The organism is Streptomyces sp. NPDC008079, from assembly GCF_042957385.1.
GTDB lineage: Bacteria > Actinomycetota > Actinomycetes > Streptomycetales > Streptomycetaceae > Actinacidiphila.
This window is the reverse complement of record NZ_JBIBIC010000025.1, coordinates 31251-46978: the sequence shown is the minus strand read 5'-3', so window position 1 is coordinate 46978 and position 15728 is coordinate 31251. Positions and strand designations below refer to the sequence as shown.

The following is a 15728-nucleotide window of genomic DNA, read 5'->3' as shown; positions in this document are numbered from 1 at the left end:
CTCTAGACCGACCCTTGGTGCGGTCCTAACGTTCCGTCACAACTTCTGATGCCGTCAGAGGAAGTGTGGGCCTGTGAGCATCCAGTACCGCGTACTGAGCCGACTGCGTGACCTCGGGCCGCTGTCCCGGGCGCAGCTCTCCGACGAGCTGGAGATGCCGCGCCCACGGCTGGTGGCCGAACTCGACCGGATGATCGCGAGCGGCACGATCCTGGAGGCGGGACCCGCGGCCTCGCGCGGCGGTCGCCGCTCCACCCTCGTCCAACTCGACCCGGAACTGCGCTTCGCCGCGGTCGACCTGGGCGCGAGCTCCATCGACATCGAGATCACCGATGGCCGCCTGGCGGCGGTCGCCTCGTACTCCGAGAGCGCCGACATCCGCCAGGGACCCGGACCCGTGCTCGACCGGGTCAGCGAACTCCTGCGCAAACTGGGCGCGCAGAGCCGCAGCGCCCGGCTCGACACCATCGGCATCGGCCTGCCGGGACCGGTCAGCTTCCGGGACGGCGTCTCCGTCTCCCCGCCGATCATGCCCGGCTGGGACCGCTTCCCGGTGCGTTCCACTCTGACCAGCGAGCACGGCTGCCCGGTCGTCGTCGACAACGACGTGAATCTGATGGCGCTCGGCGAACACCACAGCGGCGTCGCCCGCTCCGTCGACAACCTTCTGTTCGTGAAGATCGGCAGCGGCATCGGCTGCGGTGTCCAGGTGCACGGCCAGATCTACCGTGGCTCGGAAGGCTCGGCGGGCGACATCGGACACATCCAGGTCGAGGCGGCGGGCCTGCCCTGCTCCTGCGGCAACACCGGCTGTCTCGAGGCGCACTTCGGCGGTGTCGCCCTCGCCAGGGACGCCACCGCCGCCGCCCGCGCCGGACGCTCCGAGGCGCTGGCCGAACGGCTTGCCGCCCACGGCGCGGTGACCGCCGCGGACGTCGCCCAGTGCGCGGCGGGCGGCGACCTCGTCTGCCTCAACCTCGTCCGGGACGGCGGCCACCGCGTCGGACAGGTCCTCACCCACCTCGTCAGCCTCATGAACCCGTCGATGATCGTCATCGGCGGCGGCCTGGCCGGACTCGGCCACCTCCTGCTCGCCGAGATCCGCAGCGTGGTCTACAAACGTTCGCCGCCGCTGGCCACCGGCAATCTGGCGATCGTCCTGTCGGAACTCGGCCCGCGGGCCGGGGTCGTCGGCGCCGCGCTGCTGGCCAGCGAACTCCACTACGGGAGACAGCTATGACCGCCAACCCTCCCAGCCCACCCGCCCGTTCCCCCGCGTCCACGGGCCGCCACCTCGTCCGGGAGCCGATCCTCCGCCTGGACCGGGTCGTCAAGACCTTCCCCGGCGTCCGGGCCCTGGACGGCGTCGAGTTGGCGGTCCGGCCGGGGGAGGTGCACTGCCTGCTGGGCCAGAACGGCGCGGGCAAGTCCACCTTGATCAAAGTGCTCTCCGGAGTGCACCGGCCCGACTCCGGCCGTATCGAGTGGCGGGGCAGACCGGTCACCTTCGCCGACCCCCAGGCGGCCATGCGCGCCGGGATCGCCACCATCTACCAGGAACTCGACCTCGTCCCGCACATGACCGTCGCGGAGAACGTGCTGCTCGGCCACGAACCGCGCACCGCGGGGTTCGTCCGCAGGCCCGGCATGCGCGAGCAGGCCCGCGCCGTCCTCGGCCGCCTCGGCCACGCCGAGATCCCCGTCAACCGCACGATCGACAAACTGCCCGCCGCCGCACGGCAGATCGTCAGCATGGGCCGCGCCCTGTCCCGCGAGGCCAGGCTGCTGGTCATGGACGAACCGAGCGCGGTCCTCGCCCACGACGAGGTCGCCAACCTCTTCCGGATCATCCGCGAACTGCGCGGCCAGGGCATCGCCGTCATCTACATCTCGCACCGGCTCGACGAGATCCGCGAGATCTGCGACCGCGTCACCGTGCTCAAGGACGGCCGCACCACGGCCGCCGACCTGCCCGCCTCGACCCCCACCAAGGAACTCGTCGGCCTGATGACCGGCCGCTCCCTGGAGTACGTCTTCCCGCGCCGCCCCACCTTCTCCAGGCGGGCGGCCGCCGAGCGCACCGACCGCCAGGAGCCGGAGACCGAACTGCTGCGGGTGGAACACCTCAGTCGCCAGGGCGAGTTCAGCGACGTCTCGCTCACCGTCGCGCCCGGCGAGATCGTCGGCATCGCGGGACTCGTCGGCTCCGGCCGCTCGGAACTGCTGGAGACGGTCTTCGGCGCGCGCCGCCCGGACCACGGCCATGTCCTCGTACGGGGGCGGCGGTTGCGGCCCGGCAGCGTCCCCGCCGCCGTGCGCGCAGGGCTCGGCCTGGCGCCGGAGGAGCGCAAGAGCCAGGCGCTGCTGCTGGACGAGGCCGTCCAACGCAACATCGGCCTGGCCTCGTTGACCCGGCACACCACCGCGGGGTTCGTACGCGGCGGCGCCGAACGCACCGCCGCGCGCGGCATCGCCGACCGGCTCGACCTGCGCCCGCGCGATGTCGGACGCAAGGCCGGCACCCTGTCCGGCGGCAATCAGCAGAAGGTCGTCGTCGGCCGCTGGCTGCTCGGCGGCACCAGCCTGCTGCTGCTCGACGAACCCACCCGAGGCGTCGACGTCGGAGCCCGCGCCGAGCTGTACCGGGTGATCAGGGACCTGGCCGACGAAGGCGTGGGGGTGCTGCTGGTCTCCAGCGAGGTCCCCGAGGTGCTGGGCCTGGCCGACCGGGTCCTGGTGATGCGCGAGGGCCGGATCGTACGGGAGGCCCCGGCGCGCGAGCTGGACGAACACCTGGTCCTCGACCTGGTCATGGCGGGGGCACTGCTGGAAGGGACGGACCAGTGACGACCGACCTCACCTCGCCGCCGCCGGCGGCGAAGACCGAACCGACGAATTGGTGGAGACGGGACGCGGCCGAGCCCGTACGGCGCAATCTCGGACTCACCGCGGTCCTGGCCGCACTCGTGGTGATCGGCCTGATCAGCGCCAACGACCGCTTCCTGACCAGCGGCAACATCCTCAATGTGCTCACCCAGGCGTCGGCGATCGGCGTGATCGCCATCGGGATGACCTTCGTCATCATCGGCGGCGGCATCGACCTGTCCGTCGGGGCGCTCACCGCGCTGGCCGCCGTGTGGTGCACGACGGTCGCCACCCAGGACTTCGGCGTGCCCGGCATGGTCTTCACCGCCGTGATCGTCGGCGCCGTCGCCGGTACGGTCAACGGCCTGCTGATCGCGTACGGCCGCCTCGTCCCCTTCATCGCCACCCTCGCCATGATGGTCAGCGCCCGCGGTCTGGCCGCCAAGATCTCCGACAAGAAGACCCAGGAGGTCGACGTCGGGGCCGTCAACCGCTTCGCGGAGAACAAGTTTCTCGGCATCCCGCTGCTGGTCTGGCTGTTCGCGGCCGTCGCCGCCGTCGGCTGGGTGCTGCTCAACCGCACCGCCTTCGGCCGCCGCACCGTCGCCGTCGGCGGCAACGCGGAGGCGGCCCGCCTGGCGGGCATCAACGTCCGCCGCCAGACGGTCTATCTGTACGCGCTGTCCGGCGTGTGCTGCGGCATCGCCGCGATCATGGTCGTCGCCCAGGCCAACGCGGGCTCCTCGGGCCAGGGCGACCTGTACGAACTCGACGCCATCGCCGCCGTCATCATCGGCGGGACCGTACTGACCGGCGGCCGGGGCACCGTCGTCGGCTCGCTGCTCGGCGTGGTGGTCTTCACCACCATCACCAATCTGTTCATCCTCAACAATCTGCCGGCCGAAGTGCAGAACATCGTCAAGGGCGCCATCATCGCGGGCGCCGTCCTGGTCCAGCAGTTCCAGCCGAGCAAGCTGCTGCTGCGCCGCCGCCCCTGACCGCCACCGGCGCCCCCCTTTCCGGTCTCTCCCAGCCGCCCGCCGTACGCCGTACGCCACTCGCACGGCACCACCCACCCTCGCGGAGGACGAAATGTCTGAAAAGTCAAGAAGCTCCCGTGTCTCCCGCAGAAACATCCTCTTCAGCGGCGCGGCCGTCGGTGCCACCGCCCTGGTCGCCTCCTGCACCTCCAACAGCGAGGACAAGCCGTCCGCGCAGAGCTCCGCCCCGGCCGCGCCCGTGGACAGCGGCGCGCCCGGCAAGGCCATCACCATCGGCTTCTCCGCCCCCGCCGCCGACCACGGCTGGCTCGCGGCCATCACCACCAACGCGCAGCGCCGTGCCAAGCAGTTCTCCGAGGTCACCTTCAAGGCCGTGGAGGCGGGCGAGGACGCCACCGCCCAGCGCGCCGCGATGGAGACGCTGATCCAGTCCAAGCCCGACGTCATCGTGGTGCTGCCCTTCGACGGCGCCCAACTCACGGCCACCGGACGCAAGGCCATGCAGGCCGGTATCCCGGTGGTCAACCTCGACCGGCAGTTCTCCGACGAACAGGCGTTCCGGGTCCTGATCAAGGGCGACAACTACGGCATGGGCGTGGCCGCGGGTCACTTCATCGGCAGCCGCCTCAAGGCGGACGGGAAGACCAACGCGACGATCGCCGAGATCGCCGGGATCGACAATCTGCCGCTGACCCAGGACCGCAGCCGCGGCTTCAAGGAGGCCCTGGCCACGTACGGCATGAGCGTCAAGCACCGCGTCTCGGCGCAGTTCACCATCGACTCGGGCCACCAGGTCACCTCCGACCTGCTCCAGGCGGCGCCGAAGCTGGACGCGGTGTGGAACCACGACGACGACCAGGGCGTCGGCGTGCTCGCCGCGGTCAAGCAGGCCGGGCGGGACGAGTTCTTCATGGTCGGCGGGGCGGGCTCGCGCAAGGTCATGGAGCAGATCCGCGACGACAACACGGTGCTCAAGGCCACCGTCACCTACAGCCCGACGATGGCGGGCTCGGCCGTCTCGCTCGCCCGGCTGCTGGCCAACAACCGCGGCATGGCCGACCTGACGGAGCTGGGCGTGCCCAAGGAACTGCGGCTCGCCTCGGAGACCATCACCCAGTCCAACGTGGCGGACTACCTGCCGCTGGGCTTCTGACCCCGGCGGCTCCCCTTCCTTTCACCGCGCGCTTGCGCGCACCGAACCCCGATGAGCAGGGAGACCACATGACCACTCAGCGGCTACGCGTCGGCATGGTCGGGCACGCCTTCATGGGCGCCGCGCACTCACAGGCCTGGCGTACCGTCGACCATGTCTTCGACCTGCCCGCCCGCGTCCATATGGCGGCGCTGTGCGGTCGCGACCCCAAGCGGGCCGCGACCGCCGCCGAGCGGCTCGGCTGGGCCGAAAGCACCGCCGACTGGCGGGAGTTGATCGCCCGCGACGACATCGACCTGATCGACATCTGCACACCGGGCGACAGCCACGCCGAGATCGCCGTCGCCGCGCTCGCGGCGGGCAAGCACGTCCTGTGCGAGAAGCCGCTCGCCAACTCGGTGGCCGAGGCCCGCGCGATGTGCCGGGCCGCCGACCGGGCGCGGGAGTCGGGCGTCCGCGCCATGTGCGGCTTCACCTACCGGCGGGTCCCGGCGCTCGCGCTGCTGCGCCGCCTCGTCGCCGACGGACGGCTCGGCCGGATCCGGCACGTACGCGCCGTGTATCTCCAGGACTGGATCGTGGACCCGCGGTTCCCGCTGGTGTGGCGGCTGCGGCGCGAGCACGCCGGATCGGGCGCGCTGGGCGACATCGGCTCGCACATCATCGACCTCGCCCAGCACCTGACGGGCGACCGGCTGTCGGGCGTCGCCGCGCTCAGCGAGACCTTCGTGCCGACACGACCGCTGCCCGGCGCCGTGCCCGCCGCGCGGGGCGAGGTGACCGTGGACGACGCCACGGTGTTCCTCGGCCGGTTCCACGGCGGCGCGCTGGCCACCTTCGAGGCGACCCGTTTCGCCACCGGCCGCAAGAACGCCCTGCGGATCGAGATCAACGGCTCCCTCGGCTCCGCCGCCTTCGACCTGGAACGCCTCAACGAACTGGAGTTCCTCGACGCCGCCCAGCCACCGGCGGAACAGGGCTTCCGCCGCATCCTGGTCACCGAACCCGACCACCCCTACCTGTCGGCCTGGTGGCCGCCGGGCCACGGACTCGGCTACGAGCATGCCTTCACCCACCAGGCCCGCGACCTGGTCACCGCCATCGCGGAGGGGCGCGACCCCGAGCCGTCCTTCGCGGACGCCCTGGAGGTCCAGCTCGTCCTGGACGCGGTCCAGCGCAGCGCCGAGCACGACGCCGCCTGGACCCCGCTCCCTGCCCGTACCGCCGAGAACACCGACCCCGGACCGGGACCGGAGCCCACCGACCGGGGTCAGTGACCGAAAGAACGCCCCCTCACGGCTACGCGGGCGCGGCGGCGCTCAGCCCGCCGCGCCGAAGCGGTCCGCGCCCTCCACCGTCAGGCTGTCGGGAGCGTCGGCCCCCGCCCGGCCGTCCGCGTCGAGCCGTACGGCCAGCGGCTGTTCGCCGACCCGCAGACCGCTCATGGTCAGCGGGCCGAGACGGCCCGCCGCCAGCGGGGACATCCGCAGCGACCCGCCGGGCACATCGGCCTCGAGCCCGAGCGCGGCCTGGACGAGCAGGACGGCGGAGGCCGCCGACCACGCCTGCGGACGGCAGGCCGCCGGATACGGGGCGGGCGCGCTGTCCAGCTCGGAGCCGTGCCCGGCGAAGAGCTCCGGCAGCCGTCCGTCGAAACCTGCGGACGCGGCGATCAGGCCCTCGGCCAGCTTGGCGGCCTCGCGGGGGAATCCGGCGCGGACCAGGCCGTGCACCGCGATGGCGGTGTCGTGCGGCCAGACCGAGCCGATGTGGTAGCCGAACGGGTTGAAACCGGTGGAGTCCGTGCTCAGCGTGCGCAGCCCGAAACCGCAGTCCAGCTCGGGTCCCGCGATCCGGGCGGCCAGCAGGGCGCTCTCCTGCGGGTCCAGCAGCCCGGTGCCCAGCAGGTGGCCGAAGCCGGAGGTCACGGCGTCCACCGGACGCTTGTCGGCGTCGAGGGCGACGGCCGGGTAGCGGCCCTGCTCGTCCTCGACCCAGAAGCTCTCCCGGAAGCGGCTGCGCAGTCGGTCCGCCCACTGCTCCCAGCGCTCGGCGCCCGGCCGGTCGAAGGCCCGCAGCAGCGCCGCGCCCGCCATCGCCGCCTCGTAGCCGTACGCCTGGACCTCGCACAGCGCGATCGGCGCCTTGGCGAGACGGCCGTCGCGCCAGCGGATCGAGTCGCCGGAGTCCTTCCAGCCCTGGTTGGCGAGCCCGTGGCCGGTGGTGTCGATGTACTCCAGCAGCCCGTCGCCGTCCGCGTCGCCATACGTGGCCAGCCACTCCAGGGCGGCCTCGGCGTGCGGCAGCAGCTCGCGCACCTGCCGCGGGTCGAGACCCCAGCGCCACGCGTCGTGCAGCAGGATCACCCACAGCGGGGTGGCGTCGACGGTGCCGAAGTACACCGGCGGGAGCTTCGCGCCCTCGGCCAGGTGCAGGGTCTCGCGGCGCACCTCGTGCAGGATCTTGCCGGGCTGCTCCTCGGTACGGGGATCGGTGACGGTGCCCTGGCGCCGGGCCAGCGTGCGCAGCGTCCCCGCGGCCAGGTCCGTGCCCAGCGGCAGCAGCATCCGCGCCGCCCACAGCGAGTCCCGGCCGAACAGCGTCAGGAACCACGGCGACCCGGCGGCCAGGAAACGGTCCTCGGGGTGCAGCGGGTCCGACAGAAGCAGCCGCTCCAGGTCGCCCACCGACCGGGCCAGCAGCCGGTCCAGACGGCCGTCGGCGCTGCGCAGCTCGGTGGGCGACCACGGTACGGCGTCCCGCGCGACGGCCGGGAACTGGTCCGGCTCCGCGTCGCTGACACCGCACTCGACCGTCGCCCGCCAGGTGCCGCCCGACGGCACCTCCACGGTGTAACGCAGCTCACCGCTGTCGGCGTCGACCAGCGGCTCGCGCGGTCCTGAACCGTCGCCGGAGTCCTGTCCCGGCATCGGCGCGCGGCCGGACGCCGGACCCGACACCGTACCGGCACCGGCACCGGGAGCGGTCACGGCCACCGACACCGGCCGCAGCCGTACGGTCAGCTCGTCGTCGCCCCAGGTCAGCCCGGTGTCCTCGGCCCTCGCGGGGAGCGCGGCGACCGTGCGCCCGGACTTGACGTCGGTCATCCGCGCCAGGTCCGTGGCCGCGGCGACCACCACGTCGAGACGGATCCGCCGCAGCCCCGCGTTGACGATCTCCAGCTCCTCGCGGAGCGTGCCCGGCGCCACCGAGCGGACCCGGCGCAGCGTGACCGCGGGGTCGGCGGTGTGTTCCCCGACACCGCGCAGGATCGCGCGGAAGGCGGTCCTGTCGGCGGGGCCGAGGGTGTGGCCGACCGGGATCAGGGGGACGCCCTCGACCCGGACCGCCAGGCTCGACAGCACCCGGCGGTCGCCGTGGAAGAAGCCGTCCGCACCGGCGGAGATGTCCCCGCCTGGTCGGGACAGCACCAGGCTGGGCGCGTAGAGCGTGGTGCAGGCGTCGTGCAGGAAGGGCTGCAAGCCCTCGGTGACGACGTCCGTGGGAGACGGGTTCGCGGTGCTGTGCCCTTGGACGGCCGTGTTCACAGGGTGGTGCCTCTCGTCGGTGGACCGAGATGGTGCCTCAGAATTTGGATCGATCAAAATTCACTCTAACCCTTGCCAACCAGCAGTGAAAGGGAGTTTTATCGATCCATCGAAGATGCAGCGCCGCATTTCGAGTGGTGCGGCGCATGGACAACGGAGGCCGTGGTGCCGCGTACGACCAGCTCAGGCGGGCGCAACAACAAGCCGGTGACACTGGCTCTGGTCGCCCAGCGCGCCGGCGTGTCCGTACAGACCGTGTCCAACGCGCTGAACTCGCCCGACCTGCTCGCGCCCCGCACGCTGGAGCGGGTCCGTGAGGCGATCAGCGAACTGGACTACCGGCCGCATCAGGCCGCCCGCTCGCTGCGCACCCGGTCCAGCCGGCTGATCGGCTATGCCATCCAGCCGACGTTCGCGGGGGAGTCCACCCCCGTGCTCGACGACTTCCTGCACGCGCTGTCGGACTCCGCGGACAAGGCGGGGTACCGTGTGCTGCTGTTCGCGGCGCGGTCCGGCGCGGACGACGAGGTCGACCGCTACGACGCGCTGCTGCGCGACCACTCGGTCGACGCGTTCGTGCTGAGCAACACCCACCGCGGCGACCGGCGCCCGGCCTGGCTGCACAAACGTGGCGTACCCTTCGTGGCGTTCGGCCGGTCCTGGTCGGCCCGCGACACCGGCGACTGGGTCGACGTGGACGGCGCGTACGGTACGTCGGCGGCCGTCGACCAGCTCGTGGCCGCCGGACACACCCGGATCGCCTTCCTCGGCTGGCCGCGTGGCTCGGGCGTCGGCGACGACCGGGCCGCGGGCTGGCGTGAGGCGATGCGGCGCCACGACCTGCCGGTGCGTGACCTGCGGGTCTCCTCGGTGGGTGACGTGAACGCGGCGCGGGACGCGGTGGCGCGGGTCCTGCCCCGCGTGACCGCGGTCGTCACGGCCAGCGACACCCTGGCACTGGGCTGCTACCGGGCGCTGCGCGACAGCGGCCGGACCCCCGGCCGGGACGTGGCGGTGGTCGGCTTCGACGACTCCCCGGCGGCCGGTCTGCTCAGTCCTGGCCTCAGCAGCGTCCGTCAGCCGCTGGAAGAGGTCGGCCGGGTCTGCACCCGGCTGCTCATGGCGCGCATCGGCGACCCGCAGGCCGATCCCGAGCATGTGCTGCTGACGCCGGAGCTGATCGTCCGGGAGAGCTCCGCGGCGGGACCTTCCGCCGCGACGTCGCCCGACGACCGGCAGTCGGCCCCCTAGTTCCCGACGGACCGCCTGGTCCGAAGGGTTGAAGGACCGTGGGGTGACATGGACCGCGCCCCACGGTCCTGACCTGGCAGACCGGACACGTCTGTCACGCCATAAAGCTACAAAGCGATAAAGCGGCACGGCCACGCTGGCCCACCGCATCGGGCGCCCTCATCGCCCGGCTCGCGGAGTTCCGTAGGTTCCGGATGATCCGGACAGTCCTGGAGAGAAACGATGACAGTACGCAGAGCCGCGACCGCCACCGCCGTGTGCGGGGTGTTCTTGGTCGCCGGGTGTTCGTCCAACTTCGGCAGCGACAGCAGCGGCAAGCAGGACTCGGGCGGCAAGCAGAGCCTCACGGTGATGATCGGCTCCTCGGGCGACAACGAGACCAACGCCGTGAAGCAGGCCGCGACCGCGTGGGCGAAGAAGACCGGCAACACCGTCTCGGTGATCGCCGCCCAGAACCTCGACCAGCAGCTCGGCCAGGCCCTGGCGGGCGGCAAGCCGCCGGACGTCTTCTACGTCGGCTCCAGCGTCTTCGCCAACTACGCCAAGGGCAACTCGCTGTACGCCTACGGTGACCAGCTTTCCGACAAGGACGACTTCAACAGCGCGCTACGCGCGTCCTTCACCTACGACAACAAGTTCGTCTGCGCGCCCAAGGACAGCTCCACGCTGGCGCTCGCGGTCAACACGGCCATGTGGAAGGACGCCGGGCTCACCGACGCGGACTACCCCAAGACGTGGGACGACCTGGAGAAGGTCGCCAAGAAGCTCACGACGAAGAAGACCACCGGTCTGGTCGTGAACGCCTCGTACAACCAGCTCGGCCCCTTCATGAAGCAGGCCGGCGGCTGGGTCACCAACGCCGACCAGAGCAAGGTCACCGCGGACAGCCCCGCGAACGTCGAGGCGCTGACGTATGTGAAGAAGCTGCTCAACGAGGGCGTGATGAAGTTCCCCAAGCAGGTCGACACGGGCTGGGGCGGTGAGGCACTGGGCACCCAGAAGGCCGCGATGACCATCGAGGGCAACTGGCTGACCGGCGCGATGACCGCGGACTACCCGAAGGTCGGCTACAAGGTCGTCCCGCTGCCCGAGGGTCCCAAGGGCAAGGGCACGCTGTCCTTCAGCAACTGCTGGGGCGTGGCCAACAAGAGCGCCCACCACGACGCGGCCGTCGATCTGGTGAAGGCGTTCACCACCGTCGACCAGCAGTTGTCCTTCGCCGACGCCATCGGTGTGCTGCCCTCGCGCGACAGCGCGCTGGCGACGTTCAAGGAGAAGCACCCGGCGAGCGTGGCGTTCGCCGACGGCACCGCCTTCGCGCAGGGTCCGGTGACCGTCCCCGGCTTCACCAAGGTCCTGGCCCAGTTCGACACCGACCTGTCCGGGCTGGCCACCGGCGATCCCAAGAAGATCCTGTCCAGCCTCCAGACCAACGGCGACCAGGTACTCAAGAGCGACAACTGACCGTACCGGCCGGGCAGCACCGCGGGGGCAGGAGCAGGAGGAGAAAGAGATGAGCCAGCACGGCAGCGGCGCCGTCGCCGCACCGGCGGGGCCGGGAGCCCCGCCGGGAGGCACGGGCACACGGGGCGCCCGCGGCGGCGGGACGGCGAGCGCCGGTACGCGCCGCGGTCCCCGCTTCGGCGGCGGGCGCCGCGACCGGGCGATCAAGGGGCATCAGGGCCTGTGGGGCTGGCTGTTCGTCAGCCCGATGGTGGTCGTGCTCGGCCTCTTCCTGCTCCTGCCCATCGGCATGGCGCTGTGGGTCAGCCTGCTGCACTGGAACGGGCAGTCGAACCCCTTCAGCGGCGCCGCCGACTTCGTCGGGGTGCGCAACTACTCCGATCTGCTGACCCGGCCGGGTCAGGACCGACAGCTCTTCATGACGTCGATCCGCAACAATCTGTACTACGTCCTGCTGGTCGTCCCCGTCCAGACGGCCCTGGCCCTGGCTCTGGCCGTGGCGGTCAACAGCCGCCGCGTCAAGGGCAAGAGCCTGTTCCGCACGGTCTTCTACTTCCCGTCCGTGACCAGCTCGATCGCCATATCCACGGTGTTCCTGTTCCTCTTCCAGGGCAGCGGCGCGGTCAACGCGCTGCTGAAGTGGGTGGGCATCACCGGACCGAAGTGGTTCACCGACGCGCACGGCCTGGTGTGGACCGTGCTCGGCGGCCTCGGCATCGTCGACCCGGACAAGCCCGTGCCCGCGCTCGCCGCGCACGGCTTCCTCGGACTGTCCTGGTGGGACTGGCTGGCCGGACCCTCCATCGCGATGTGCACCATCATCATCCTCGCGATCTGGACCAGCTCGGGCACGTACATGCTGATCTTCCTCGCCGCGCTCCAGGACGTACCCGCGGAGCTGGAGGAGGCCGCGCTGCTCGACGGCGCCAACCGCTGGCAGTCGTTCCGCAACGTGACGCTGCCCGCGCTGCGCCCGGTGCTCTTCCTGGTCGTCACCCTCGGACTGATCGGCACCTGGCAGGTCTTCGACGCGGTGTACGTCATGAGCCAGGGCGCACCCGCCAACACGACCCTCACCCCCGCCTACCTGTCGTACACCGCGGGATTCCAGGACGCCGACTACGGGCGCGCGGCGGCCATCGCCTTCCTGCTGCTGGCGATCATCCTGGTGATGACGCTGGTGCAGCGCGTCCTGCTGCGCGACCGCGACGCGGTCACACGATTCAGCCGACTGCGGGCGCGGCTGGTGCGAGGGAGGACGTCATGAGCGCCGGGACGATGGAACGACGCTCCTCCGGCCGGTCAGCGAAAGGCCGTCCCGGCAGCCGGTCCTCCGGCAGCCGGGTGCTGCGGATCGTGGTGTACGGGCTGCTGATCGGCATGGGACTGCTGTACGTCCTGCCGTTCTTCGTCCAGATCGCGACCTCGCTCAAGACGGACCCGGACGCGGCGGCCCATCCCCTGTCGCTGCTGCCGAACCCGTTCTCCCTGGACTCCTACCGGCGCCTGTTCGGCCTCGGCGGCACCGGCGACGCGGTGCCGTTCACCCGCTGGCTGGCCAATTCGATCGTGGTCACGGTCTTCATCACCGCCGGACGCGTCTTCTTCGACTCACTCGCCGGATACGCCCTGGCCCGGCTGGACTTCCGGGGCCGCAACCTGCTGTTCAACGGGCTGCTGACGATCATGTCGGTGCCCGGCGTGGTCCTGCTCATCCCGAAGTTCCTGGTGCTCAACCAGCTCGGGATGTTCGACAGCTACGCCGGAATGATCGTGCCGCTGCTGGTCGACGCGGCCGGGGTGTTCATCATGCGGCAGTTCTTCGTGTCGGTGCCCAAGGAAGTCGAGGAAGCGGCGCGGATCGACGGCGCGGGCGTCTTCCGCACCTTCTGGTCGGTCGTCCTGCCGATGGCCAAGCCCGCGCTGATCACGCTGACCATCCTGTCGTTCCAGGGCTCCTGGAACGAGTTCACCCACTTCCTCGTCGCCACCCAGTCCCCGCAGTACGAGACCCTCACCACGGGCCTGGCCCACCTGGTCTCCGGCGGCCTCAGCGCGGGTACGCAGTATCCGCTGAAGCTCACCGCGGCCCTGCTGTCGACGATCCCGGTCGCGCTGCTGTTCTTCGTCTTCCAACGGCACTTCGTCCGCAGCGCGAACTCGGGCGCGGTCAAGGAGTAGCTTCCCGACCCGCACTCCGCACTCCGCACCCCGCCCACGGCCTCCGGGCCCCTCAGTCCCCCCGGCGGGCGCCCACCTGACAGGGCGCCCGCCGGGTGTGGTGTGCCGGCGTCCGCGTCGGGCCGCCGAGGGTGCGGCGGCGCGGCGGGGACGCTTCGGCCGGCGCCGAAACGATCCGGTCGTAGCGTCGGGGCCATGAGGCATCAGACGCATGAGTTCGACCGCTGGGCGGACGTGCGGGCGGCGCTCGCCGATCCGGCGCTCGTACCGGAACCGCCGGCCGGGGACGTCGGGTCCGCCGGGGCGAGCGTGGCGTGGCTGCGGTCCGCCGTCGCCCGCTTCAGCTCCGGGCGGACGCACCGCCGACGGCGCGCTCTGGTCGAGGCGGAACTCGCGCGGCTGGAACCCGTGACGCTACGGGATGCGGCAGCCGCCGACGGCTCGGAAGGTTCGGACAGCGAGACCCGAGTGCGGGTGCTGCGGGAAGCCCCGCCGGTACGGGGCATGCGGCGCGTCGCCGTCGCGGCCACCCGGATCGCGGGCCGCGAGATCGCCGCGGGCGACACCGTGCTCCTCGACCTCGCGACCGCCAACCGCACCCACCCGGTACCCCTCACCTTCGGCGCCCCGCCCCGCGTCTGCCCCGGCCGCGCCCACGCGCTCGCCCTGGCAGAAGGGCTGCTCCGGCGCCCGCTCACCCCCTTCGCCCGCCTGCACCACCAGGCCGCCCCGCTGCTGCTGCCCAACGCCTGGGACTACGCCAGCGCGGCCGCCCTGGCGGCGGGCGGCTTTCCCGCCATCGGCACCACCAGCCTGGGCGTGGCCGCGGCCCTCGGCCTGCCGGACGGCGCCGCCGCCACCGCGGACGCGACCGTGGCCCTGGCCCGCCGACTCGGCCGCGGCTCCTTCCTGTTCACCGTCGACGCCGAGGGCGGCTTCAGCGACGACGTGGCCGAAGTCGTCGCACTGGCCGAGCGGTTGTACGCGGCGGGCGCGGCCGGGATCAATCTCGAGGACGGCCGCGCCGACGGCACGCTCGCCCCCGTCGCCCTGCACGCCGCGAAGATCGCCGCCGTCAAATCCGCCGTACCGGCGCTGTTCGTGAACGCACGCACCGACACCCACTGGCTCGGCCGCGAGCAGGACACGACCCCGTCCCGCCTCGCGGTCTACGAACAGGCCGGTGCGGACGGGGTGTTCGTCCCCGGACTGTCGGACCCGGACGAGATCACCGCCCTGACGTCGTCCCTCGTCGTACCGCTGAACATCCTGTACGCGCCGAGCGGACCGTCCCTCGCCGAACTGGCCGCGATGGGCGTACGCAGGGTCAGCCTCGGCTCCCTCCTCTACCGAGGAGCCCTGGCCTCGGCGGTCTCCACCGCGACGGCCATTCGGGACGGGCGGCCGACGGATCTCACCGCCCCCTCGTACGCCGAGGTCCAGGGGCTAAGTGACCCGGGCGAGTAGCGCGTAGAGGTTGACCTGCTCGGCCGGTACGAGGGCGTCGCCGGGGCCGGGGCGCCAGTTGGCAGGATTGACGACACCGGGGGAGACGACGTCGAGTCCGCCGACGAGCGCTTCGATCTCGGCGCGCGAGCGGGCGCCGCCGTCCGTGACGTCCTCGCGGTACAGCCGGACGAGGGCGTCCATGACCTCCGGCGCCCAGTCGCGCGTGATGTGCGTGAGGGTGAGATGCGAGCCCGCCGCCAACGGCCCGGTGAAGGCTTCGACCAGCCCGCGCGCCTGGGCGTCGTCCGCGAAGAAGTGCAGCAGCGCGTTCATGCCGAGCGCCACGGGCCGAGTGAGATCGAGGACGCCGGCGATCTCCGGACGCTCGTACAGCGCCGCGCCGTCGGTGACATCGGCCTCCACGTACACGGCCCGGCCCCGCGGTGTGCTGGTCAGCAGCTCGGCCGCGTACGCGCGGACGGCCGGGTCGTTGTCGACGTACACGACACGGCAGGCCGGGTCGACGGCCTGCGCGCTCTCGTGCAGATTCGGGTATTCGGGCGTACGGGTCGGGATGCCCGACCCCAGGTCGAGGAACTGCGTGATCCCGCGGGAGCCGACCAGATACCGCACCGACCGGTCGATGAACCGCCGGTTCACGCGCGCGCTGGTGATCAGATGCGGATTGACCTCCAGCATCCGCCGCGCGGCGGCGCGGTCGGCGGCGGTGTGCAGGGTGCCGCCGAGATAGAAGTCGAGCATGCGTCCCGCGTGCGGCCTCGCGCTGTCGGCGTCCATGGACGGCGATTCTCCCGG

Annotated in this window: 12 protein-coding genes; 10 read left to right on the top strand and 2 right to left on the bottom strand. The window is 71.8% G+C overall.

All coding sequences use genetic code 11. The features are described from left to right. The first annotated feature begins 73 nt into the window (after positions 1 to 73). From ACFZAM_RS34285 to ACFZAM_RS34265, 5 genes are all read left to right on the top strand, one after another. Complete coding sequence (locus tag ACFZAM_RS34285; RefSeq protein WP_355343557.1) at positions 74 to 1240, top strand: ROK family transcriptional regulator; 1167 nt, start codon at positions 74 to 76, stop codon at positions 1238 to 1240. Continuing rightward, complete coding sequence (locus ACFZAM_RS34280; RefSeq protein WP_391051800.1) at positions 1237 to 2847, top strand: ATP-binding cassette domain-containing protein; 1611 nt, start codon at positions 1237 to 1239, stop codon at positions 2845 to 2847. The genes ACFZAM_RS34285 and ACFZAM_RS34280 overlap by 4 nt, the downstream gene beginning before the upstream one ends. Beyond that, positions 2844 to 3863, top strand: coding sequence for an ABC transporter permease (locus ACFZAM_RS34275; protein ID WP_391051797.1), 1020 nt, complete (start codon positions 2844 to 2846; stop codon positions 3861 to 3863). The genes ACFZAM_RS34280 and ACFZAM_RS34275 overlap by 4 nt, the downstream gene beginning before the upstream one ends. 94 nt (positions 3864 to 3957) lie before the next feature. Then, the gene (locus tag ACFZAM_RS34270) at positions 3958 to 5019 is read left to right on the top strand and encodes a substrate-binding domain-containing protein (protein WP_391051794.1); all 1062 of its coding nucleotides are present in this window, start codon (positions 3958 to 3960) and stop codon (positions 5017 to 5019) included. A 68-nt stretch (positions 5020 to 5087) separates the two neighbouring features. Then, positions 5088 to 6296, top strand: a complete 1209-nt coding sequence (locus ACFZAM_RS34265; protein WP_391051791.1) for a Gfo/Idh/MocA family oxidoreductase — start codon at positions 5088 to 5090, stop codon at positions 6294 to 6296. 42 nt (positions 6297 to 6338) lie between these two features. Here ACFZAM_RS34265 and ACFZAM_RS34260 read toward each other — a convergent pair whose 3' ends face one another. After that, complete coding sequence (locus tag ACFZAM_RS34260) at positions 6339 to 8567, bottom strand: glycogen debranching N-terminal domain-containing protein (RefSeq protein ID WP_391051789.1); 2229 nt, start codon at positions 8565 to 8567, stop codon at positions 6339 to 6341. A 165-nt stretch (positions 8568 to 8732) separates the two neighbouring features. On the opposite strand from ACFZAM_RS34260, the gene ACFZAM_RS34255 reads away from it, so the two are divergent. The 5 genes from ACFZAM_RS34255 (at position 8733) to ACFZAM_RS34235 (ending at position 14930) form a co-directional block, all read left to right on the top strand. Further along, positions 8733 to 9818 carry a substrate-binding domain-containing protein gene (locus tag ACFZAM_RS34255; protein WP_391051787.1) on the top strand — a complete coding sequence of 362 codons (1086 nt, stop codon included), beginning with the start codon at positions 8733 to 8735 and terminating at the stop codon, positions 9816 to 9818. A gap of 222 nt (positions 9819 to 10040) precedes the next feature. Next, positions 10041 to 11282, top strand: coding sequence for an extracellular solute-binding protein (locus tag ACFZAM_RS34250; protein WP_391051784.1), 1242 nt, complete (start codon positions 10041 to 10043; stop codon positions 11280 to 11282). 49 nt (positions 11283 to 11331) lie between these two features. Further along, positions 11332 to 12549: a sugar ABC transporter permease gene (locus ACFZAM_RS34245; RefSeq protein ID WP_355343533.1), complete on the top strand. Its 1218-nt coding sequence runs from the start codon at positions 11332 to 11334 to the stop codon at positions 12547 to 12549. After that, positions 12546 to 13463: an ABC transporter permease subunit gene (locus ACFZAM_RS34240; RefSeq protein ID WP_391051780.1), complete on the top strand. Its 918-nt coding sequence runs from the start codon at positions 12546 to 12548 to the stop codon at positions 13461 to 13463. Before ACFZAM_RS34245 ends, ACFZAM_RS34240 begins: the two co-directional genes overlap by 4 nt. Before the next feature lie 195 nt (positions 13464 to 13658). Beyond that, positions 13659 to 14930: an isocitrate lyase/phosphoenolpyruvate mutase family protein gene (locus tag ACFZAM_RS34235; RefSeq protein WP_391051777.1), complete on the top strand. Its 1272-nt coding sequence runs from the start codon at positions 13659 to 13661 to the stop codon at positions 14928 to 14930. On the opposite strand, the gene ACFZAM_RS34230 is transcribed toward ACFZAM_RS34235, so the two are convergent. Then, positions 14910 to 15710 (bottom strand): SAM-dependent methyltransferase, encoded by an 801-nt coding sequence (locus ACFZAM_RS34230; protein WP_391051774.1) that lies wholly within the window; start codon positions 15708 to 15710, stop codon positions 14910 to 14912. The two genes, ACFZAM_RS34235 and ACFZAM_RS34230, sit on opposite strands and share 21 nt — an antisense overlap. Positions 15711 to 15728 lie beyond the last annotated feature (18 nt).